Source organism: Massilia sp. UYP11 (assembly GCF_050434805.1).
Taxonomy (GTDB): Bacteria; Pseudomonadota; Gammaproteobacteria; order Burkholderiales; family Burkholderiaceae_D; genus Telluria.
Genome location: NZ_JBNDJE010000025.1, coordinates 1 through 21,335, shown reverse-complemented (window position 1 = coordinate 21,335; position 21,335 = coordinate 1). Strand labels below are relative to the sequence as shown.

The window sequence follows — 21,335 nt, the reverse complement described above, 5'->3', positions numbered from 1 at the left end:
GTGTTCTCCTCGTGGTCAGGCGCGGTCGGCCACGCGCTCGCCCATGATGCCGGACGGACGCAGGGTCAGGACCAGGATCAGCACCACGAAGGCGAAGATGTCCTGGTAGTGGCTGCCGAGGAAGCCGCCGGTCAGGTCGCCGATGTAGCCGGCGCCGAGCGCTTCGATGATCCCGAGCAGCAGGCCGCCGAGCATGGCGCCATAGATGTTGCCGATCCCGCCCAGCACCGCGGCGCAGAAGGCCTTCAGGCCCGGCAGCACGCCCATGGTGAAGGTGATCGACGCATAGTTGGCGCCCCACATCACGCCGGCGACGGCCGCCAGCGCGGCGCCGATGGCGAAGGTGGCGACGATCACGCGGTTCGCGTCCACGCCCATCAGGCCGGCCACGCGCGGGTTCTCGGCCACCGCGCGCATCGCGCGGCCCATCTTGGTGCGCTCGACCAGCAGCACCAGGGCGCCCATGGCGACGGCTGCCAGCACCAGCAGCAGCACTTGCGTCTGCGAGATCATGGCCCCGCCAATCATGATCGGTTCGGACGACAGCAGTTGCGGGAACGGGAGCGGGCTGCGGCCCCAGATCATCATGGCGAAGGTCTGCAACAGGATCGAGACGCCGATCGCCGTGATCAGGGGCGCCAGGCGCGGCGCATCGCGCAGGCGGCGGTAGGCGACGCGCTCGATCAGGATGCTGACCAGCATGGTGAGGGGAATCGCGCCGAGGATGGCGGCCGCCAGCTGGACATAGCCCGGCAAGCCGGGAATATAAGCCTCGAGCAATTGCAGGATCGTCAGGCCGATCATGGCGCCGATCATCAGCACGTCGCCATGGGCGAAGTTGATCAGGTTGAGCACGCCGTACACCATCGTGTAGCCGAGCGCGACCAGCGCATACATACTGCCCAGCACCAGGCCGTTCAGTAGCTGTTGAATAAAGGTTTCCATCGTTCCGCCTGTATTGAGCTGCCTGTATCGAGTGAAGCGACCAGTAAAAACGGCACTGCGGGATGACTCCCGAAGTGCCGCTCATGGTCTGCTCACCATGACAAATTTTCCGAGCCCGCCATCATAACTTGGCTCTTGGAAAACTAATCACGGTAAATCGCTACGGTAGCAAATTTTGTTTTCTGAGAAAACGAGAAATAAAGTTCAGGTAGCAGGCGCTGCCGGCTCGGTCCGTGCGCCGTCCAGGCCTTTCGGCAGCGGGAAGGTCACGTGCTCCTCGACGCCTTCGAGCGCGCGCACGCTGGCCGCGCCCAGTTCCTTCAGGCGGTCGATCACGGCCTGCACCAGCACCTCGGGCGCCGAGGCGCCGGCGGTCACGCCGATCCGCTTCTTGCCGGCGATCCAGCTGGGGTCGATGTTGCCGGCGTTGTCCACCATATAGGCCGGCGTGCCCATTTTTTCGGCCACTTCGCGCAGGCGGTTCGAGTTCGAGCTGTTCGGGCTGCCCACGACGACCACGACCTCGACCTGCGGCGCCATGAACTTCACGGCTTCCTGGCGGTTGGTGGTGGCGTAGCAGATGTCGCCCTTCTTCGGCTCGATGATGTTCGGGAAGCGCACCTTGAGCGCGGCGATGATGTCCAGGGTGTCGTCGACCGACAGGGTCGTCTGCGACACATAGGCCAGCAGGTCGGGATTACGCACCTGCAATTTTTGCACGTCGTCGACCGTCTCGACCAGGTGCATGCCCTCTTCGGCCTGGCCCATGGTGCCTTCGACCTCGGGATGGCCGTCGTGGCCGATCATGATGATCTCGGCGCCTTGCTTGCGCATCTTGGCGACTTCGACGTGGACCTTGGTCACCAGCGGACAGGTGGCGTCGAAGATGGAGAGCCCGCGCGCCTCGGCGTCGGCGCGCACGGCCTTCGAGACGCCGTGGGCCGAGAACACCAGGGTGTTGCCAGGCGGGACGTCTTCGAGTTCCTCGATGAAGATCGCGCCCTTGGTGCGCAGGTCTTCGACCACGTAGGCGTTGTGCACGATCTCGTGGCGCACGTAGATCGGCGCGCCGAATTGTTTCAAGGCGCGCTCGACGATCTCGATCGCGCGATCGACGCCGGCGCAGAAGCCGCGCGGCTGGGCCAGCAGAATTTCGTTTTCCATGATTGTTCCTGTCATTCTTACAGAACCGAAATCAGTTTCACCTCGAATTGCAGGGCGCGGCCAGCCATCGGGTGGTTGAAATCGAACAGCGCCGCATCGTCGCGCAATTCGAGCAGCACGCCGGCGAAGCGGCCGCCCTTCGGCGCATTGAACTCGACCACTTCGCCCACGTTGTATTCGGTGCCGGGCACCGAATTGTCTTCCAGGGTCGCCTTCGACACCGACTGGATCAGCTCCGGGTTACGCTCGCCGAACGCTTGGGCAGCGCTGAGCTCGAAGGTCTGGTGCGTGCCTTCCGGCAGGCCGATCAGGAGCGCCTCGAGGAAGGGCGCCAACTGGCCCTGGCCCAGCAGCAAGGTGGCGGGCGTGCCATTGAAGGTCGTGATCACATCAGAACCACCGGCAACTGCCAGACGGTAATGCAGAGTCAGGTAAGAGGATTCGTTGACGACGGGAGCAGCGTTGGACATGTTCTTTGTGGTGACGGGCATACCTGATCAGGCAAACCGCTATTGTAAGCCACGCGCGCGGCTTGCGCCTTGGCTGCCTCTTTTTTTGGCGAGGAATCAAACATGGGAATTTGCGATTGGCCCGAACAAGACCGTCCGCGCGAGCGCCTGCTGCGCGATGGAGCGCATGCGCTGTCGGACACCGAATTGCTGGCCATCTTCCTGCGCGTGGGCGTGGCCGGCAAGAGCGCGGTGACGCTGGCGGGCGACACGCTGGCGCACTTCGGCTCGCTGCACCGGCTGCTGCATGCCGAATCGGGCGAGTTCGGCCGGCTGCACGGCCTGGGACCGGCCAAGTACGCGCAACTGCAGGCCGCGCTCGAGCTGGCGCGGCGCGCGGTGGCCGAGCAGTTCCGGCGCGAAGCGCTGTGCTCGCCCGAAGCGGTGCGCCACTTCCTGCGCAGCCAGTTCGCGCTGCAGACGCATGAATCGTTCATGGTCCTGTTCCTGGACGTGAAAAATCGCCTGATCAATTGCGAAGAGATGTTCAGGGGCACGCTCACGCAGACGAGCGTCTATCCAAGAGAGGTGGTCAAGGCAGCGCTGCGCAGGAATGCCGCGGCGGTGATCCTGGCGCACAACCACCCGTCCGGCGTGGCCGAGCCGAGCGAGGCCGATCTGCGCCTGACCGGCGCGCTGGTGCAGGCGCTGGCGCTGGTCGACATCCGGGTGCTGGACCACTTCGTGGTGGCGGGCAACCAGGTGCACTCGTTTGCCGAGAATGGACAGCTGTGACCGATAAACCTCAACGGGCCGCGCCCGCGTCCGGGCGCAGCCCCTCATATTTGCTTGAAATTACACAGCGTAAACAGCGAGTTACGACACTCATCGGGAATTGTTAAATTTTTCCACTGCGTTAAGACACCTTTGTTTTTCGTAAGTGATTGATTCCGCTTTGCTTTTCACGCTATACTCTCGTTTTTCCAATTCTGGAACATATTTAAGGAGTGCACTATGGCACGTGTTTGCCAAGTAACCGGCAAGGGTGTGATGGTTGGTAACAACGTCTCCCACGCTAACAACAAAACGAAGCGTCGTTTCCTGCCTAACCTGCAGAACCGTCGTATCTACGTCGAATCCGAAAACCGTTGGGTTTCGCTGCGTCTGTCGAACGCCGGCCTGCGCGTGATCGACAAGCTCGGCATCGACGTCGTGCTGGCCGACATGCGCGCCCGCGGCGAAAAAGTTTAATTAGGGAGCTATCATGGCAAAAACTGGCCGCGACAAAATCAAGCTGGAATCGACCGCAGGTACCGGTCACTTCTACACCACCACCAAGAACAAGCGCACGATGCCGGCGAAGATGGAAATCACCAAATTCGACCCGAAGGCACGCAAGCACGTGATCTACAAGGAAACCAAGATCAAATAATCGATCTTGTCTTCTTGACGAAGCCGCCGGCGCGCAAGCCCGGCGGTTTTTTGTTGTCCCGTCAATCCGCGCTACCATCGGGGAATGACCAGTTCGCCTTCCTCCTCCACCTTCGTTCCCATCCCCACCCACGACCGTCTCGATGCCCTCGATGTCTTGCGCGGCTTCGCGCTGATCGGCATCTGCATCGCCAACGTCGAATTCTTCAACCGCCCGGTGGCCGAATCCGGCAACGGCATCCCGGCCGGGCTGCACGGCCTGGACTGGCTGACCGCCTTCCTCGTCGCTTATGTTGTCAGCGGCAAGTTCTGGACCATTTTCTCGCTGCTGTTCGGCATGGGCTTCGCCCTGATGCTGGAACGCTCGCGCACGGCCGAGCGTCCCTTCCTGCCTGCCTATGGCCGCCGGATCGCCGTCCTCGGCCTGTTCGGCCTGCTGCACTACCTGCTGCTGTGGAGCGGCGACATCCTGATCAGCTATGCGATCGGCGCGCTGGCCCTGATGCTGATGCTGTTCGCCCGCGCGCGCTGGCTGATCGGCGCGCTGGCCGCTTGCTTCCTGCTGGCCCAGCTGCCGGGCTTCGGCTTTGCCGGCTGGCTGGTCACGCCACTCGTGTTCACCGGCCTGGTGGGCGTGTACCTGCGCAGCGAGCAGCGCGCGCTGTTCCCGCTGGTGGCGATCGTCCCGGGCAGCCTGATGCTGCTGGCGGCCATGCTCGACTTCGCCGGCGGCAAGGGCGATATGGGGGCGCTGCTGGCGATCGGGGCGGCCCTCGTGCTGCTCGGACTGCTGGCCTGGGGCTTTGACCAGCCAGAACGGGCGCGGCCGCTGCGCGCCGGCGTCGCGATCTTCGTGCTCACCTATGGCCTCACTTCGCTCGACGGCGCGGTGCGTCACTTCGCGCCCCAGTCAGGGCCCGTCTCCAGCGTCACCAGCGCCACCGGCGAACAGACCGACGCCGCGTCCGCCACCCTCTTGCAATACCGCGAGCGCACGGCGCGCAGCATCGAAGAAAAGCAGGTGCTCACCAATGGCGGCTACGCGGACGCGGTGGCGATGCGCCTGGGCCACCTGGAGGCGCGCATGCGCGATGAAACCGGCTTCGTGGTGGTCGGCGTGAGCGTGTTCCTGGTCGGGGTCTGGTTCGTGCGCTCCGGCGTGATCGCCAACGCCGGACGCCATGTGCGTCTGTTCCAGCGCCTGGCCGTGGGCGGGATCGGCTTCGGGGTCGGGCTTGGCCTGCTCAGCAGCCTGATCAGCACCGGCCGTCCTCCCGGCGTCGACGACGGCGGCTACGACCTGGCGAACGCCTTGATGACCCTGGGCAGCCTGCCCGCCTCGCTCGGCTACGTCGCGGCGGTGCTGCTGGCGCTGCACGGCAGCGGCGTCCTGGCCCGGGTGCGCATGCTGGCGCCGTTTGGCCGCATGGCGCTGAGCAATTACCTGATGCAGTCGCTGGTGTTTTCCCTGCTGTTCTACGCCCATGGGCTCGGCTGGTGGGGCATCTGCAGGAGCGAACAGGTCGGCATCGCGCTGCTGTTGTGCGCGCTGCAGATCGTGTTCAGCCACTGGTGGCTGGCGCGCTTCCAGTACGGGCCGCTCGAATGGGTGTGGCGGGCGCTGACTTACCTGACCTGGCCGCCGCTGCGGCGCAGCGCGTAAGCCACCAACGACAACGGCTTCCGAAGAAGCCGTTGTTGTATACCCCTAGCGACGCAGTCGGTCAGGCATAGGTGCGCAGGCGCATCGAGAACTCCTGCAGCGCCTTGATGCCCGAGGCTTCGGCGCGGTTGCACCAGTCCTGCAGCTGGTGCAGCAGCTGGTCGCGGGTCGAATGCGAACGCTCCCAGATCGCGCCCAGTTCGACGCGCATGTTGTGCATGGTTTCCAGCGCCTTGCTGTGCCGGAACAGCTCGACCAGCTGCTGCTTCTGCGACGATTCCAGCTTGGCCGGCTCGCGCTGCATCAGCTTGCGCGAGCTTTTCAGGAAGCGCGATTCCAGTTGCGCCTTGTGCTTGAGGTGCTCGAATTCTTCGTGGAAAGCGTGGCGTACCGACTTGGCGTACTTGGCCATCACGTCGTAGCGGTTGGCGATCACCGACTGCAGGGTGTCGAAGTCGGCTTGCGCCTTGTCCTTGGCCAGCTTCGGCTTCGGCGCCACCTTCTTCACCTTGGCCAGGCCGACCGTTTCCAGCATGCGGATATACGCCCAACCCAGGTCGAACTCATACCATTTGCTCGACAGCTTGGCCGAGGTGGCATAGGTGTGGTGGTTGTTGTGCAACTCTTCGCCACCGATCAGGATGCCCCACGGGAAGATATTGGTCGCGGCATCGTTGCAATCGTAGTTGCGATAACCCCACCAGTGGCCCAGGCCATTGATGATGCCGGCCGCCGTGATCGGGATCCACATCATCTGGATCGCCCACACGGTCAGGCCGAGCACGCCGAACAGGGCGACGTTGATCACCAGCAGCGAAACCACGCCGAGCGTGCTGCGGCCGGTGTACACATGGCGTTCGATCCAGTCGTCCGGCGTGCCATGGCCATACTTGTCCATGGTTTCCTTGACCTTGCTTTCGGCGCGGTACAGTTCGGCGCCTTCGAACAGCACCTTGCGGATGCCGCGCGTCTGCGGGCTGTGCGGGTCTTCTTCGGTGTCGCACTTGGCGTGGTGCTTGCGGTGGATCGCCGCCCACTCCTTGGTGACCTGGCCGGTGGTCAGCCACAGCCAGAAGCGGAAGAAGTGGCTCGGGATCGGATGCAGGTCGAGCGCACGGTGCGCCTGGTGACGATGCAGGTAGATCGTCACGGCGGCGATCGTGATATGGGTCACCACCAGCGTATAAATCACGACTTGCCATGCCGAGAAATCGAGCAGGCCGGTCGACAGGAACGACAGCACGGCGTGCAGGGCGTCGTCAAAGAAATTCATTCAGTCTCCAAAGGGCTTATCCGATGTGCAACCACCGTGATCGCACATCTCAACCGGGCATTTTACGTGGTTCTACTGCCGCACGGCAGTTTTACTCGCCCAAATTTGCGCCAGTCCCGGTCTTGTCCCGGCCTTATTCCTGAGGAGTCCGCCCCACCACCTTCGTAATATGGGCGTCGAGCAGCCGCGTGTCCATCGACGGATGTCCGAGTTTGATCGCGCCGGAATGCACAAGTGCGTAGATCTTGCGATTCACGTCGGAGATCGGACCGCCCTGCCCGTTCTCGGGGTCGCCCAGCCAGAAGCCCAGTTCGAGCTCGTAGCCGTCGGCCACGAAACCATTGAGCAGCACGTTCGGCGCCGGCGTCTCGAGCACGCGCGCCACACCCTGCGGCTGCGCTTCCAGCAGCGGCATCACCACCGACAAGTCGCTGTCATAGGACACGACCAGCTTGGTGACCGCGCGCACGTTGCGGTTGGCGCCCGACTGGTTCTGCACCACGCCCGTGATCAGCATCTCGTTCGGCAGCAGGGTCTGGGTGCCGTCGGCGCCGCGCAGCACGGTGTACCGGGTATTGATGCGCGCCACCTTGCCGGAATACTTGTCCAGCGTAATCGGATCGCCGATCGACAGGCTGCGCTCGAACAGGATGATGAAACCGGACACGTAGTTGCTGGCGATGCGCTGCATGCCCAGCCCCAGGCCGACGCCCAGCGCGCCGCCGAATACCGACAGCACGGTCAGGTCGAGTCCGGCCAGCGACAGGCTGAACAGCACGGCGACCAGGATCAGGGCCGCGCGGCCCACGCGCGCCATCGCCACCCGCAGCGAGCTGTGCATGCGCTCGAAACCCATCAGGCGTTCTTCGAGCGAGGCGCCGGCCCACAGCGCCAGTATCATGAGCACGACGATCGAGATCGCGCCCTGCAGCAGGTCGGCGATCGAAATCTTGTTCTTGCCGACCGGTAGCACGGTATTTTCGAGTGCCCGCATCACGTCCGGCAGGATGCCGGTCAGGTGCATGGCGACGACGATCCAGACCACGAAGGCGAACACCTTCTCGAAGGTCTGCAATGCCGCCCCCAGCTGGCCGTGGCGCGCGAAAGCGCGCCGCAGCAGGTAGAAGAAGGTGCGGATCACCGCCAGCGACATGAACAGCGGCAGGGCCACGCGCAGCAGCGACACGCCCTGGTACTGCGCCAGCACGGTCTTGGCCAGCGCCAGCAGTCCGACGGTCAGGAGCGGCCACAGCACGCGGCTGAAGCTGCCCAGGCCGACACTGATCAGGCCGGCCGTCTGGGCCCGGTCTTTCAGCAGCGAACGGTGGATCAGCCGCGCCAGGCCCCAGCCCAGCGCCACGCACAGGACGAGGGCGACGATCTGCCAGGCGATGGCGGGACGGCGCGCATCGTCCAGCAGAACGCTCACCAGGTCGGACAGCGGCATCGCGACTCCTTACTCGGCCCTGACGTCAGCGGCGGCGGCGTCCGCGTCGGCGTCGTCAGCGGCGACGACCTTGGCCGGCTTGACCAGCGCCTTGCGCTGCAGGACGGCGGCGAAGAAGCCGTCGGTCTGGTGCTTGTGCGGCAGCAGTTTCAGGTAGTCGTCCATTTCGAGCGCGATCTTCTGCTCGGCCAGCACCTGGCGCATGGGCACCAGCTCGAAGTCGTCATGCTTGGCCAGGAAGCCGTCGACGATGAAGTCATTCTCTTCGTTCAGCAGGCTGCAGGTGGCGTACACCAGGCGGCCGCCGTTCTTGACCAGGCGCGAGGCCGCGTCCAGGATCGAAGCTTGCTTCTCCTGCATCTCGGCGATGGCGCCCGGCTGCTGGCGCCACTTGACGTCCGGGTTGCGGCGCAGGGTGCCCAGGCCCGAGCACGGCGCATCGACCAGCACGCGGTCGATCTTGCCGGCCAGGCGCTTGACCTTGGCATCGCGCTCGTGCGCGATCACCACCGGATGCACGTTCGACAGGCCGCTGCGCGCCATGCGCGGCTTCAGTTTGGTCAGGCGCTTCTCGGACACGTCGAACGCATACAGGCGGCCGGTATTGCGCATCAGCGCTCCCAGGGCCAGCGTCTTGCCGCCGGCGCCGGCGCAGAAGTCGACCACCATCTCGCCGCGGCGCGCGCCGACGATCTGGGCCAGCACCTGACTGCCCTCGTCCTGCACTTCGATCGCGCCTTCCTTGAACAGCGGCAGGTTTTGCAGCGCCGGCTTCTTTTGCACGCGCAGGCCCAGCGGCGCGAACGGCATCGGCTCGGCCACGATCGGCGCTTGCGCCAGCTGGGCGATCACGTCGTCGCGCTCGGCCTTGATGGAATTGACGCGCAGGTCCAGCGGCGCCGGGGTGTTCAGCACCGCCGCCAGCTCGAACGCTTCCTGCTCGCCGAACTGGGCCACCAGCTTGTCGAACAGCCATTGCGGCAGATTGGCGCGGATCGGGCCCGGCAGCAGGTTGCGGTCGACTTCCTTGATGCGGGTGAGGAAATCGGTCTCGTCGTCGCTCAGGCCGCCGATGCTGTCGATGCCGACGGTCTCGGCCAGGCCCAGCAGGGCCAGCTTGCGCATCGATGGCGTGTTGCCATGGCCGGCGAAGTCGGTGAAGAACGATTTATTGCGCAGCACGGCGTACACGGCTTCGGCGATGACGCCGCGCTCGCGGCCGCCGAAGCGTGGATTGTCCTTGAAGAAGCGCGACAGGGTGACATCGGCAGGCGAGGTAAAACGGAGAATCTCGCGCAAGACTTCTTCGGTCTTGGCGACGATCGCTGGAGGCAATCTCATGTAAATCCTTGATTAAATACTGATGGCGTCGGCCTGGGGGTGGTCCGTGGGCGCGACGATGCGCACCGCGCCGTCTTCGATGACCAGGCGGTCTTCGACGAACAGGCGTACGGCGCGTGGGTAGAGCTTGTGTTCCTCGGCCAGCAGGCGCTCGGCCAGCAGGTCCGGCGTGTCGCCCGGCAGGACCGGGATCCTGGCCTGCAGCACCGACGGGCCATGATCGAGTTCGGCGGTGACGAAATGCACGGTCGCGCCGTGCTCAAGCATGCCGGCGTCGAGCGCCTGCTGGTGCGTGTGCAGCCCCGGGAACAGGGGCAGCAGCGACGGGTGGATGTTCAGCATCCGGCCCGCATAGTGTTCCACGAATGGCGCGGTCAGGATGCGCATGAAGCCGGCCAGCACGACCAGGTCGGGCTGGAAGGTGTCGATCACTTCCTGCAGTCTGGCGTCGAATTCGGCGCGGGTGGCGAAATCGGTGTTCGACACCACGGCGGTCGGGATGCCGCGCGACTGGGCAAACGCCAGGCCGCCGGCGTCGGGCTTGTTGCTGATCACCGCTGCAATGCGGGCCGGCCAACCTTCGGCATCGAGCGCGCGCACGACCGCTTCCATATTGCTTCCGCGGCCGGAGATGAGAATCACGATGTTTTTCATAGCCGGCATTGTACCGTAAGGACGGCTGCCGGCCGCAGCCCTCGGGTCCCTTACGGGGAGGGTTTCGAGGGACTCAGGCGGTCGGCGGGACCGTCGCGAACGAGTAGAACACGCGGAACGGCACCTTTTTCTCGGCCCAGAATTCGGCCGCGTCGCGGAACACGTCGAGCAGGTTTTCGCGCGCTTCCTTGTCGAACTTCTGCGCGCTCGGCAGTTGCTCGAGCACGACGATGAAGCCCGGCTGGGGGCCGGCCTCGTGGATGGTCTCGGTCAGGCAGGTGCGCAGCGCATCGAAATTCTTGCTGCACGGTTTGGGGAAATAAAAATTCTCGCCGATGCGGGCGCACACCTGCTGCTTGGTGAGCGTATTGGCGCAGTGGGCGTACAGGAAATGATGTCCGAGTCGCCCAGCCTCCTGTTGCAAATCGGCAACGCGAAACGCGCGAATGGCTTGAACAAGATTTGGCGCCACTCTCATCAACAAACTCATTTTTTCCTCAAATCGACCTGTCAATAACGCGCCATCGCGCCACCCCTCGCGGCGCTGGGGAGCGCTGCTGCTTCTTACCTCGCTGTCGTTGCTATACGCCAATAAGTCCATGATTTGTGTAAGGGTAACGTTTTGTGGTATTGGAAGCAACCCAAATGTGAGTTTCCGATGCCCATTTGTAAGAATCGGTACGTACATATGTGACACAGAAACGCCCTTCCGGGGGCCGGTTTCATTCTGGCGCGTGTTGGACCAGGCTTTATTCGCTGTTACATTTTGTTGCCACGTGGATTCGATGGTTTTTTGCGATAGGCGTACCATGAAGTCTGCAACCAATCGACGAATCAAGTCGCACCACTCAACGAGGTACTCCCATGAACTTGCAAGCCAAATTGATCATCTCGGCCCTCGGCGTCGCCACCCTGCCGCTGGCCCAGGCCGCCGACTTCGAGGACTTCGGCCGCGTGGTGCGCGTCGAGCCGCGCCTCGAGCAGGTGCGTACCCCACGCCAGGAATGCCGCACCGACTACGTGCAAGTGCCGGTGCAGCAGGAACGCGGCGCCGGCGGCACGATCATCGGCGGTATCGCCGGCGCCCTGCTGGGCAGCCAGGTCGGCGGTGGCAACGGTAAAGTCGCCGCATCGGCGGCCGGCGCGATCGCTGGCGCCATGGTGGGCGACCGCGTGCAGAACAATGGCCGCCCGGTCGGCAGCACCGTGCAAGAACAAGCGGTGCAGCAATGCCGCACCGTGGAAGCGATCGAGTCGCGCACCGCCGGCTACAACGTGACGTATGAATACCGCGGCCAGACCTACACGTCGCTGATGAACCGCGATCCGGGCAACCGCGTGCGCCTGCGCGTCTCGGTCGAGCCGCTGGACAGCTACAACGGGCAGCAGGCATACAGCCAGTACTGATCGCGCATCGGCGAACCGTTGAGAATCGAGCAACGCGGCCCATGAGGCCGCGTTGTCGTATTCGGCCCCGAGCTTGCGCTGGGGGAACCCGTCCCCCGATAATAGGGCGATTCCATCAGGCTTCTCTATGCTCATCAAACGCAAATCCATCGAACAAGTCGAATCCTCGCGCCGTCCCGCGCGCAAGCCGACATTCGCACCCGTCACGCTGTCCGAACAGAACGGTGTCCGTTACCTCCACTTCGGCACCGAATGGGTCCAGGGCGCCATGCGCCTGCGCAAGCCCGACTGGCTCGAGCTCGAATACGCGCAGCAGATGATGGCGTGGATGCTGTTCATCGAGGCGCCGCAGGCCATTGCCCAGCTCGGCCTGGGGACGGCCGCCCTGACCAAGTTCTGCTATCGCCAGTTCCCGCAAGCGAGCGTGACCGCCGTCGAGCTCAACGCGTCGGTGATCACGATCTGCAACGCGATGTTCAAGCTGCCGCCCGAGGACGCGCGCCTGCGCGTGCTGGAGATGGATGCGCTCGACTTCGTCGGGGATCCGGCCAACCATGAGGCCTATGACGTGCTGCAGTGCGACCTGTACGACGCCACCGCGCGCGGCCCGGTGCTCGACACGCCCGAGTTCTACCAGGCCTGCGCCGCCTGCCTGACGCAGGACGGCATCATGACCGTCAACCTGTTCGGCGACCATCCAAGCTTCGCCAAGAACCTGAAGGCGATGAAGTTCGCCTTCGGCCACGTGATCTGCCTGCCCGAGGTGCACGACGGGAACGTGGTGGCGCTGTGCTTCAAGACCCGCCCCACGCTCGACAAGGACGCGCTCGAGGCGCGCGCCGCGCAGATCGTGGCGCAAACCAAGCTGCCTGCCAAATCCTGGGTCAAGGGATTGCTCGCCACCGATTGACCATTCAGCCAGGGCCACCGTGAACGCCATCCCGCAAAAACCCGCCAGCCTGCGCAAGCTCGACCTGCAATCGATTTTCTCGTGGCTGCTGACCGACGGGATCGTCACCAAGGACACCGTCAAAGCCGATTTCGCCCGGGCCCAGGGCATCCTGAAAAATGCGCCGGGCATCATGCATCCGCTGACGGCGGTGGCGCAGTGCAAACTGGTGTCGAACCTGCCGCCGCACCGGCTGCTGACGCTGGATGTGCTGACCGAATGGTGCGCGGCCAAGGTGGGCCTGCCTTTCATCCGCATCGACCCGCTCAGGATCGATTTCACCAAGGTGGCGGACGTGATGTCGGCCAGCTACGCGGCGCGCTTCAATATCCTGCCGGTGGAAATGACGGCGACCACGCTGGTGGTGGCGACCGCCGATCCGTCGCTGACCGAATGGGAACCCGAGATCGCCAAGGTCGCGCGCCGCCGCATCGAGCTCGTGCTGGCCAATCCGCTCGACATCGCCCAGTACATCGCGCAGTTCTTCGCGCTGGCCAAGTCGATCCGTGACGCCGCCCGCAGCAGCGGGCAGGACGTCGCGATGCGCAACAACTTCGAGCAGCTGGTCGAACTGGGAAAATCGAACAAGCAGTTCGACGCCAACGACCAGCACATCGTCAATATCGTCGACTGGCTCTGGGGTTACGCCTTCGAGCAGCGCGCCTCGGACATCCACCTCGAACCCAAGCGCGAATTCGCGACCGTGCGTTTTCGCATCGATGGGGTGCTGCACCAGGTCTATCAGGTGCCGGCGGCAGTGATGATCGCGATGACCGCGCGCATCAAGCTCTTGGGGCGGATGGACGTGATCGAAAAACGCCGGCCCCAGGATGGCCGCATCAAGACGCGCACCGCCGGCGGCCAGGAAGTGGAATTGCGGCTGTCGACGATGCCGACCGCCTTTGGCGAAAAACTGGTGATGCGCATCTTCGATCCGGAAGTTGTGGTCAAGACCCTGCCGGAACTGGGTTTCCCGCCTGATGATGCAGAGCGCTGGGATGCGCTGACGCAGCGCCCGCACGGGATCATTCTGGTGACGGGGCCGACGGGATCGGGCAAGACCACGACCTTGTACACCACCCTGAAAGCGCTGGCCACGAGCGAAGTGAACGTGTGCACGGTCGAGGATCCGATCGAGATGGTGGAACCCGCGTTCAACCAGATGCAGGTGCAGCCGGGGATCGACCTGTCGTTTGCCGATGGCGTGCGCTCGCTGATGCGGCAGGACCCCGACATCATCATGGTGGGCGAGATCCGCGACCTGGAAACGGCCGAGATGGCAATCCAGGCGGCGCTGACGGGACACCTGGTGTTGTCGACCCTGCATACCAACGATGCGCCGTCGGCGGTGGTGCGCCTGCTGGAACTGGGGGTGCCGGATTATCTGCTGGAAGCCACCTTGATCGGCGTGATGGCGCAGCGGCTGGTGCGCACGCTCTGCCCGGTCTGCAAGGCGCCGGGCGGGGAATTGAGCGACGAGGTGTGGGACGGCATCGGCGGGGCGTGGAAGATCGCGAAGCCGTCGACCGTGTACCGGCCGGTGGGATGTCCGGAATGCCGGCAGACCGGGTATCGTGGGCGGACCGGCATTTATGAGCTGCTGACGGTGAGCGAAGGGTTCGGACGCCTGATCCGCGAATCTGGCGAGATGCGGACCTTGCGCGAGCAGAGCGTGAAGGATGGGATGAAGCCGCTGCGCATTGCGGGGGCGATGAAAGTGGTCGAGGGTGTGACGACGGCGGATGAGGTGCTGAAGGTGACGTCCGCGCTGTCGTGACCTGTGTTCATGTCGAAAATATCAGATAGCCCTGGCGCGAACCGGAAGCGTCGGCTATAATGCTGCCTCTTTCGGGTCGTTAGCTCAGTTGGTAGAGCAGCGGACTTTTAATCCGTTGGTCGCGTGTTCGAGCCACGCACGGCCTACCACGAATTTGCAGTATCAAATCAAGGCGTTACGAGTGATCGTGACGCTTTTTTTGTATCTGCGGCAGTCCCCTCTTCTACCTACTGTGCCGTGCTTGTGACGCGCAGCAGCCCATCTACTACCGCTGCGTGACGCGCCATCTGCGCCGGCGCCAGGTGCGCATACCGCCGCACTATCGCGGCTGACTTCCAGCCGCCCATCTCCTGCAGGTCGTACCCTGACGTCGTCGAGATTCCCTACCGGGTCATCAACGCCGCAGGGAACCCATGGAACCCTGGGTAACATTGCGGAATTCTTCCCGGTCGCAGCCGATGCGACGCAAGCACGATCATAAATATTCGCAATCCGAGAGCATTGATGCGTAATACGCCGGCCGACGTCAGCCTTGGCCCGGATCAGGCAATGGCGATCAGCTCGATCTTCAGTCCCGGGATGCCATCCGGGACGTACACCGCCAGCGCCCCGGCTTCCAAGGTCTTTTCATACAGCACGCTCTTCGTCGACAACGAAAAGTAATAGGTATTGGGCCGCACCGGGATCGCCGGCGGTACCTGAGGCATATGCGCCAGCGGCACACCCGGCAACGCCGACTTGACAATACTTTCGATGGCATCGGGTGCGGCAACCTTGAGCCGGATGGGGACCGTCGCCACCAGTTCGAGTCCCGGCATATCGGCGGTGACTGCCAGGCATAGCTGTGTCTGTTGCGTGACTTTTGCCGGGTCCAGCACCGCATGCGAATACGCACGCCGGCCCTGCTCGGCGACCAGCGGAATGATGAAATATTTTGTCCCGATCACCGTATCGACCAGATCGCGCAACAATCCATCGAGCTCCGTAAACGCCTCACCCAGCGCTTCGTGACGGTAGGCCGGCAGATCGGCTGTCTTGAAGCGGTCGGAAAACGTCATCAGGCCGCCCACGGCAGATAGCATTTGCCGAAACATGGCTTCCGGATGCAATCCCGGGGACCGGGCGCAGTGCATCAGCTGGGCGTTGGCCGTGCTCAGGATATTGAGCATCCACCACGACGAAATGTCGCCCGCGCCGACTTCGTACACTTCGCTGCTCGCCTTGCGGTGCGTACGCTGAAGCGATTCGATCTTCGCTGTCATCACGCTGACCAGTTCATCCAGCAAGCCGCGAAGGGCCGGGGCGGCGCCGATCGTCACGCTCGGTGGAATGAATGAAGGGTCTATCTCGAAACCGCCTTCCGGCGCGCGCCGGATCCGAACCACGGGAACGCTGTCATGCAGGCCACTCGTCTCGGCGTGTGTAATTAACCTCGGCTGCTTTTTGAGGAACGGCACTTCGATCGCCAGGGCCTCGCTGAACAGATCGACTGTTTCGATTTCGCGGCACACGTAGCGCCCATTCTCGTCCGCATTGCCGCCGTGCGGCTTGACGAGGGCAAGCGCGGCGTAAAACGTGAACGTACTGATGTCAGCCGGCAGGCGCGAGAGGTCGACCGCCTCAGGCAACAGGTCGGCTTCGGGCGCCTCGTAGATTTCCCCATCCGGGAAAATGATCGACATCGCGCTCGCACCAAGACGGCTATTGCCCAGCCCGGCCAGATTCCATTGCACCGCGCACACGCCCCAGAAGTACGGGTTCAGGGCCGAGGCTATCCGCTTGAGCCGCGCTTCGTGGTACAGATCCTGGCGCTGGAAATGTTGCGGACCTAACGTCAGGCCTTCCAACCACATGATCTTGGATGCCGCGCTCATGAGCTCCTCCTCGAAGTGTTTTTTACCAGACAGATTCTTGGAAGCATGACTTCGCAACTCGTCGAAGTCGTTGATCTTGCTCATCCTGTTGTGCCAATGGCCTGCGCACGTCACTCCATTGTGGATGCGCAACGTTTTTCACATGCAAGGCTCGATAATGGCTGCCGTGGTCGCTTCCGGCCCCTTGGAGGAGAACACCATGCAAGGTTTTACCCGCGGCTTGTTCGATCGCCTCGACGAGGATGACGCCCCGCCATCGGGCAACAAGCGCGAAACGCGCGCGCGGGCAATGGAAGAAGCCATGCGCAGCGTCACGCGCGACCTGCAGGCGCTCCTCAATACCCGGTCGGCGCTGTCGCTGGCGTCGCTGGAATCCTATTCGGCAGTATCCGGATCGATCGTGAACTATGGCCTCATCGACTTCGCCAGCATGTGTATGGGCAGCGACGACGATCAGCAGGAAATCTGCAAAGCCGTCCAGATGGCAATCGTCCGCCACGAGCCGCGACTGCATCAGGTGGCGGTGACACTGCGACCGAGACAGGGGGCGATCAACCGCGTCGACTTCGTCATCACCGCCCGCCTCAAAGGCGCGCACTTGGGCGAACCGATGTCCTTCAACGCCGTGTTCCGGCCTTCCCTCCAGCAGTATTCGATCGAAGGCACGGACTAGAACGCGAAAAGCACCGATCCCATGGATGAACTGTTCACGAAGTACGAGCGCGAGCTCGTCACCCTCAGGTCGCTGTGCCGGGAGTATGCGCAGCGCTACCCCAAGGTCGCGGCGAAACTGCAGCTGGGCGGAGACACGTGCGACGACCCGCACGTGGAACGCTTGATCCAGGGCGTCGCCTTGCTCAGCGCACGCGTCGCGAAGCGCGTGGACGATTCGTATCCGCAGTTCACCGAGGCGCTGCTCAATCTGCTGTTTCCTCATTACCTGCGACCTTTTCCCTCGTGCGCGATCGCGCGCGTGCTGGGAGAGCCAGGCGGAAAAGAAGAATCAGGAACGATTCCCGACATGCCTCGTGGCGCCCTGCTCGCATCCACGCCAGTAGCCGGCGTCGCTTGCACCTTCAAGACCGTCTACGACGTCAAGCCTTCGGCCGTCGTGCTGCTTGACGCGAGCTTCGACACCGCCGTCTGCGCACCTGTCGCTACCCGCCTGCCCGCGGGCGTCGGCGCCACGCTGACGATGAAGTTCGCATCGGCGCGGCCAGGTGAGCCGCTCTGCGCTTCCACGGCTGCCGCCATACGCCTGTACGCCGATGGCGATGCGTCGTTCTGCGCGGCACTACGCGATGCCTTATTCATGTACACCCGGTGCGCGTATCTTCAACTGGAAGACGACGGGCCCTGGGAACGGTTGCCGGTCATTCCCGTCACGCCCGCAGGATTCGCTGACGATGATGCGCTCGTTCCGTTTGATGCACGTTCCCACACGGCCTACCGCATTCTCGCCGAGTACTTTGCTTTTCCCGAGAAATTCAATTTCCTCGACGTTGACATCCGGGCGTTGCTTGCACGTGTACCCGCCGGCCGCACGCATTTCACGCTGCGCCTGGCGATCGCCGACATTCGTCCCGAGGGCGACAAGGCGCGAATGCTGGCGAGCCTGTCCAAACAGCATCTTCTGCCCGGCTGCACGCCGGTCGTGAACCTGTTCAGGCAACCGGGCGTGCCGATCACCTATGACCAGCTGTCGGCCGACTACACCCTGCTGGCCCACGGCAATCATCCGCAAGCGTACGAGGTGTACTCGGTCGACCAGGTGCACTTGGTGCGCCAGCAAGGCTCGGGCACGACCGTCACCGAATTTCGCCCCTTTTATTCGCTTCAGCACGGCGACGAAAGCCTCACCGGACGTGGACGCTACTGGCTGATGCGCCATGACGAAACCCTTGCCATTTGCAGTCCCGGCCATGAGAAATCGATCACACTCGTCAACGCCGACTGCGAGCCGCTCGAAATAGAACGCAACGTCCTGTCCATCGATCTGAATTGCACCAACCGCGACCTGCCATGCTCGCTCAAGATCGGCGCGCCGGACGGAGACTTGGCCGTTCCCGGTGCAACGGGTGGCAACGTGATCCGCCTGTTGCGCAGGCCGACGCGTCCGGTTCGGCTGGCGCACACACCCGGCATGCACTGGCGCCTGATCTCGCACCTCGCGCTCAACCATCATTCGCTGGTGCTGGAAGGGGCGCACGGCCTGCGGGAGATGCTGGCACTGTACGACTTCGCACCGTCGCCGGTCTCGCGCCGGCAGATCGGCGGCATTGTCGCCCTCGATCAGAGCGAGACCACGGCCTGGATGCGGCACAAACGCGGCTCCTCCCTGGTGCATGGCACCGAGATCCGCCTCACGCTCGACGAAGAAGCCTACGCCGGCGCCGGCCTGCATTTGTTCGTGCAGGTCCTCGACCAGTTCTTCGCGCTATACGTGCATATCAACAGCTTTGTCGAACTCGTCATCCTGTCTCAGCAAAGCGGAAAGGAACTGTTCCGATGCAAGCCACGAAGCGGACGCATGAATCTAGTGTGATCGGCGTGCTGCTGGCCGAACCGCACCAGTTCGAATTCACGCAGCTACTCAACCTCCTGCTGCGCGAACTGCGGCGCCAGGGCATTCCCTACGAGCGTGCCATGCGCGAGGTGCTCAGGTTCCAGAACAACCTGTCCCTCTCGTTCCCGGCCAGCGAAGTGCATTCGCTCGAGGTCGAGCCGGACGTGCCGGATTCTCTTGCCTCCCTGCGCAAGGGCGGACTGAAACGCATCCGGATCACGCCGGCATTCATTGGACTGCTGGGTGCCGGCGGCACCCTTCCCCTCCACGATACCGAGCGGATCGCCGCCCGCAAGGCGCATGACGGCGACGCGAACCAGCGCGAACTGCTCGACGTGCTGTCGAACCGCCTGATTGGGCTGTTCTACGAAGCCTGGGCCAAGTACCGGGTCGAGCATAGCCTCGACGTCCAGGGCCAGGACCGCCTGCTTCCCATGCTGACCGCCATGGCGGGCGTGAAATCCACCTCCGCCATCGGACGCACGTATCCGGCCACTCAGGTAAGGCAGGAGACGGCAGCCTACTTCTCGGGCCTGCTCAGGACCCGGCCGGTTTCGGCAGGCACGGTCGAACAGGTGTTGAGCGCCTACTTCGGGCTTCCGGTCCAACTGGAGCAGTTCGTGGGCTGTTGGGCGCCGGTCCCCTTGAACCGGCGCAGTACGCTCGGCGTCACGGCGCCGACGCTGGGCAGCAGTGCGGCGCTCGGCGTGCGCCAGTGGCGCCACGACCTGCGCGCCCGACTGCACATTGGCCCTCTGGATGAGGCTCAGGTCCAGGGTTTTCTTCCTGGGGGAAGTACGCTGGCGGCCCTGGCGGAGATGGCCAGCCTGTTTGCGACGCCAACGGTGCGTTACGAACTACGGCTGCTGCTGGCGCCTCCCTGCATCGAACGCTTCACGCTGAGCACGAGGGCGACGCCACGCCGGCTTGGCTGGAGCACGTTCCTGACCGGGACGAATGGCGTCGCCCGCCGCCCCGAAATCAAGGCCATGCTGCACCTGCCGGTACCCGCGTCCTGCCAATCACAGGGGCTAGGCATGGATCAAGCCGCAGTGACTGCGCCCGCGCCGGCCCGGTAGGATTTTGGCGTGGGCACCTCGCCCTGCAGATGCTCCGCATGCACCAGCACCGGCGCGACAAAGATGAGCTTACGCTGCTGGTTGCCGGCACCGCAGGGCTGCATCCGGAAGTGCCCACGGCGCCAGTGCGGGGTCACGCCACCTCCAGACGCGCAAGCCGAAGCGCTTGACGGCAGAGACTCGGGACCGACGGTAATGCCGTCGTACAGGGAAGCCGATCTCTGCAAGAGTTTGGCGCGCTTGCGCTCACCCAGGCCGGCGGCGCGGCGCAGTGCCTCGCCGTGGTCCCGGTGCTCGGTCACGCGCGCCTGTTTCAACGCCATGTACAGGAACACCCTCACCACGTAGCTGACCGCAGCGTACATCGGCCGATGGAACTCCCCGTCCCGCTGCTCCTTGACGGCGCCAAGCACCCTGGTCAACCATTCGCCTACCGTGGTGCTTCCCCTGTCGGTCTCGCCGAGCAGCGAGACATGGCCCCTGTAGAGATCCCGGCGCTTGCTGGCGAAGACGAGTTCCAGAGTCCAGCGCGCCTCCCCGGCGGCGCAAGGCTCGGCGGGCGGCGTCAGGAAACAGAACACCCCGTCGAAGAAATGGTCGGCAGCCTGTGCAACCGGCACCTTCAGGTAACGCATCGCCGTTTCTCCGAAGCGCAGGTACTGGGCGCGATAAGGGGGCGCCACCATGCTCATCGGCAGACTGAGGCCACGTCCGAGTGCGTCAACAGCGTTTCCAGTGCCGGCGTAGCCTCGATCACCGTCCCTTTTTGCAAATGGTATTTCAGGTTCACGCTGATCTCGACCGCGAGCCTTTGCATATCCTCGGCGAGCATCTCGGCCATCACCCCCGATAGCGGGCGCTCGGGACGTGCGAGTTCGAACTGCCGCAGGATCTCCTTCCTGATCTGCCAACACAGCGTGCCTGGATCTTGCCAGCGACGCCAGACCTCGGTCGTCCCGAGCGCCCGCGTCCAGGCATCGATTGCGCCTTGATGTCGAAACTGGACCGGGTAAGGCCGCCCGAGAAGAGTCGTCACCCGACTGCACTCCACCGCCGGACCGATGTCGATCAGCTTGTGCTCCCGCAGCCGTTGGTTTCCAGCCGCGAGGACAGCATCGTTTTGGGCCAGTCCCGGCCCAGGTTGTCTCAAGTTCTTCCGCATATCGGGTCCGATTGGGGGATCGATTCGAAAAAGATTCTCTGGAAACTGTAGACATGGCCTAAGGCCACCTCTAAAAACCTCGGCCGAGACGCCTGCGGCTGGGTAAAATCCTGACATCGAACCAAGCCAGCGAGTGCCGTCATGATGAAACCCC

21 protein-coding genes and 1 tRNA gene are annotated in these 21,335 nt (G+C 63.6%); 11 read left to right on the top strand and 11 right to left on the bottom strand.

Features of this window, described 5'->3' with window-relative positions; all coding sequences use genetic code 11:
- Positions 1 to 15: 15 nt before the first annotated feature.
- From ABIB38_RS21860 to ABIB38_RS21850, 3 genes are all read right to left on the bottom strand, one after another.
- Entirely contained in the window at positions 16 to 945 is a 930-nt protein-coding gene (locus ABIB38_RS21860; RefSeq protein ID WP_429206803.1) for a branched-chain amino acid ABC transporter permease, read from the bottom strand.
- A 204-nt stretch (positions 946 to 1,149) separates the two neighbouring features.
- Positions 1,150 to 2,109, bottom strand: coding sequence for a 4-hydroxy-3-methylbut-2-enyl diphosphate reductase (gene ispH / locus ABIB38_RS21855; protein WP_429206802.1), 960 nt, complete (start codon positions 2,107 to 2,109; stop codon positions 1,150 to 1,152).
- A 17-nt stretch (positions 2,110 to 2,126) separates the two neighbouring features.
- A complete protein-coding gene (locus ABIB38_RS21850; protein ID WP_429206836.1) occupies positions 2,127 to 2,579 on the bottom strand; it encodes an FKBP-type peptidyl-prolyl cis-trans isomerase in 453 nt (150 codons plus the stop codon).
- Between the two features lie 102 nt (positions 2,580 to 2,681).
- Here ABIB38_RS21850 and radC point away from each other — a divergent pair, with 102 nt between their 5' ends.
- From radC to ABIB38_RS21830, 4 genes are all read left to right on the top strand, one after another.
- A complete protein-coding gene (radC, locus tag ABIB38_RS21845) occupies positions 2,682 to 3,353 on the top strand; it encodes a RadC family protein (RefSeq protein ID WP_429206801.1) in 672 nt (223 codons plus the stop codon).
- 219 nt (positions 3,354 to 3,572) lie between these two features.
- Complete coding sequence (gene rpmB, locus ABIB38_RS21840) at positions 3,573 to 3,809, top strand: 50S ribosomal protein L28 (RefSeq protein WP_123069134.1); 237 nt, start codon at positions 3,573 to 3,575, stop codon at positions 3,807 to 3,809.
- A 13-nt stretch (positions 3,810 to 3,822) separates the two neighbouring features.
- Positions 3,823 to 3,990, top strand: a complete 168-nt coding sequence (gene rpmG / locus ABIB38_RS21835; RefSeq protein WP_005665735.1) for a 50S ribosomal protein L33 — start codon at positions 3,823 to 3,825, stop codon at positions 3,988 to 3,990.
- Between the two features lie 84 nt (positions 3,991 to 4,074).
- Positions 4,075 to 5,652 carry a DUF418 domain-containing protein gene (locus ABIB38_RS21830; RefSeq protein ID WP_429206800.1) on the top strand — a complete coding sequence of 526 codons (1,578 nt, stop codon included), beginning with the start codon at positions 4,075 to 4,077 and terminating at the stop codon, positions 5,650 to 5,652.
- A gap of 61 nt (positions 5,653 to 5,713) precedes the next feature.
- Here ABIB38_RS21830 and ABIB38_RS21825 read toward each other — a convergent pair whose 3' ends face one another.
- The 5 genes from ABIB38_RS21825 to ABIB38_RS21805 form a co-directional block, all read right to left on the bottom strand.
- Positions 5,714 to 6,925, bottom strand: coding sequence for a DesA family fatty acid desaturase (locus tag ABIB38_RS21825; protein ID WP_429206799.1), 1,212 nt, complete (start codon positions 6,923 to 6,925; stop codon positions 5,714 to 5,716).
- 133 nt (positions 6,926 to 7,058) lie between these two features.
- Positions 7,059 to 8,372, bottom strand: coding sequence for a mechanosensitive ion channel family protein (locus tag ABIB38_RS21820; RefSeq protein WP_429206798.1), 1,314 nt, complete (start codon positions 8,370 to 8,372; stop codon positions 7,059 to 7,061).
- A 9-nt stretch (positions 8,373 to 8,381) separates the two neighbouring features.
- Positions 8,382 to 9,713 carry an RsmB/NOP family class I SAM-dependent RNA methyltransferase gene (locus ABIB38_RS21815; RefSeq protein WP_429206797.1) on the bottom strand — a complete coding sequence of 444 codons (1,332 nt, stop codon included), beginning with the start codon at positions 9,711 to 9,713 and terminating at the stop codon, positions 8,382 to 8,384.
- Between the two features lie 12 nt (positions 9,714 to 9,725).
- Positions 9,726 to 10,367 (bottom strand): phosphoribosylglycinamide formyltransferase, encoded by a 642-nt coding sequence (purN, locus tag ABIB38_RS21810; protein WP_429206796.1) that lies wholly within the window; start codon positions 10,365 to 10,367, stop codon positions 9,726 to 9,728.
- A 73-nt stretch (positions 10,368 to 10,440) separates the two neighbouring features.
- Positions 10,441 to 10,968, bottom strand: coding sequence for a barstar family protein (locus ABIB38_RS21805; protein ID WP_429206835.1), 528 nt, complete (start codon positions 10,966 to 10,968; stop codon positions 10,441 to 10,443).
- A gap of 263 nt (positions 10,969 to 11,231) precedes the next feature.
- Here ABIB38_RS21805 and ABIB38_RS21800 point away from each other — a divergent pair, with 263 nt between their 5' ends.
- The 4 genes from ABIB38_RS21800 (at position 11,232) to ABIB38_RS21785 (ending at position 14,649) form a co-directional block, all read left to right on the top strand.
- A complete protein-coding gene (locus ABIB38_RS21800) occupies positions 11,232 to 11,774 on the top strand; it encodes a glycine zipper 2TM domain-containing protein (RefSeq protein ID WP_429206795.1) in 543 nt (180 codons plus the stop codon).
- A gap of 127 nt (positions 11,775 to 11,901) precedes the next feature.
- Positions 11,902 to 12,684 (top strand): spermidine synthase, encoded by a 783-nt coding sequence (locus ABIB38_RS21795; protein ID WP_429206794.1) that lies wholly within the window; start codon positions 11,902 to 11,904, stop codon positions 12,682 to 12,684.
- 19 nt (positions 12,685 to 12,703) lie between these two features.
- On the top strand, positions 12,704 to 14,500 hold the full coding sequence (locus ABIB38_RS21790) for a GspE/PulE family protein (protein WP_429206793.1): 1,797 nt from the start codon (positions 12,704 to 12,706) through the stop codon (positions 14,498 to 14,500).
- A gap of 73 nt (positions 14,501 to 14,573) precedes the next feature.
- Positions 14,574 to 14,649 (top strand) — tRNA-Lys (locus tag ABIB38_RS21785).
- 393 nt (positions 14,650 to 15,042) lie between these two features.
- Here ABIB38_RS21785 and tssK read toward each other — a convergent pair.
- Positions 15,043 to 16,458, bottom strand: a complete 1,416-nt coding sequence (tssK, locus tag ABIB38_RS21780; protein WP_429206792.1) for a type VI secretion system baseplate subunit TssK — start codon at positions 16,456 to 16,458, stop codon at positions 15,043 to 15,045.
- Between the two features lie 115 nt (positions 16,459 to 16,573).
- On the opposite strand from tssK, the gene tssE reads away from it, so the two are divergent.
- The 3 genes from tssE to tssG are packed head-to-tail and all read left to right on the top strand — an operon-like array spanning position 16,574 to position 20,019.
- Positions 16,574 to 17,047: a type VI secretion system baseplate subunit TssE gene (gene tssE / locus ABIB38_RS21775; RefSeq protein WP_429206791.1), complete on the top strand. Its 474-nt coding sequence runs from the start codon at positions 16,574 to 16,576 to the stop codon at positions 17,045 to 17,047.
- Between the two features lie 21 nt (positions 17,048 to 17,068).
- A complete protein-coding gene (tssF, locus tag ABIB38_RS21770; RefSeq protein WP_429206790.1) occupies positions 17,069 to 18,919 on the top strand; it encodes a type VI secretion system baseplate subunit TssF in 1,851 nt (616 codons plus the stop codon).
- Positions 18,883 to 20,019: a type VI secretion system baseplate subunit TssG gene (tssG, locus tag ABIB38_RS21765; RefSeq protein ID WP_429206789.1), complete on the top strand. Its 1,137-nt coding sequence runs from the start codon at positions 18,883 to 18,885 to the stop codon at positions 20,017 to 20,019. The genes tssF and tssG overlap by 37 nt, the downstream gene beginning before the upstream one ends.
- On the opposite strand, the gene ABIB38_RS21760 is transcribed toward tssG, so the two are convergent.
- Together ABIB38_RS21760 and ABIB38_RS21755 are read right to left on the bottom strand one after the other, a co-directional pair.
- Positions 19,983 to 20,654 carry a hypothetical protein gene (locus ABIB38_RS21760; RefSeq protein WP_429206788.1) on the bottom strand — a complete coding sequence of 224 codons (672 nt, stop codon included), beginning with the start codon at positions 20,652 to 20,654 and terminating at the stop codon, positions 19,983 to 19,985. The two genes, tssG and ABIB38_RS21760, sit on opposite strands and share 37 nt — an antisense overlap.
- A gap of 53 nt (positions 20,655 to 20,707) precedes the next feature.
- Positions 20,708 to 21,335, bottom strand: a 628-nt coding sequence (locus ABIB38_RS21755; protein ID WP_429206787.1) for a hypothetical protein, incomplete at its 5' end; no start/stop codon positions are given.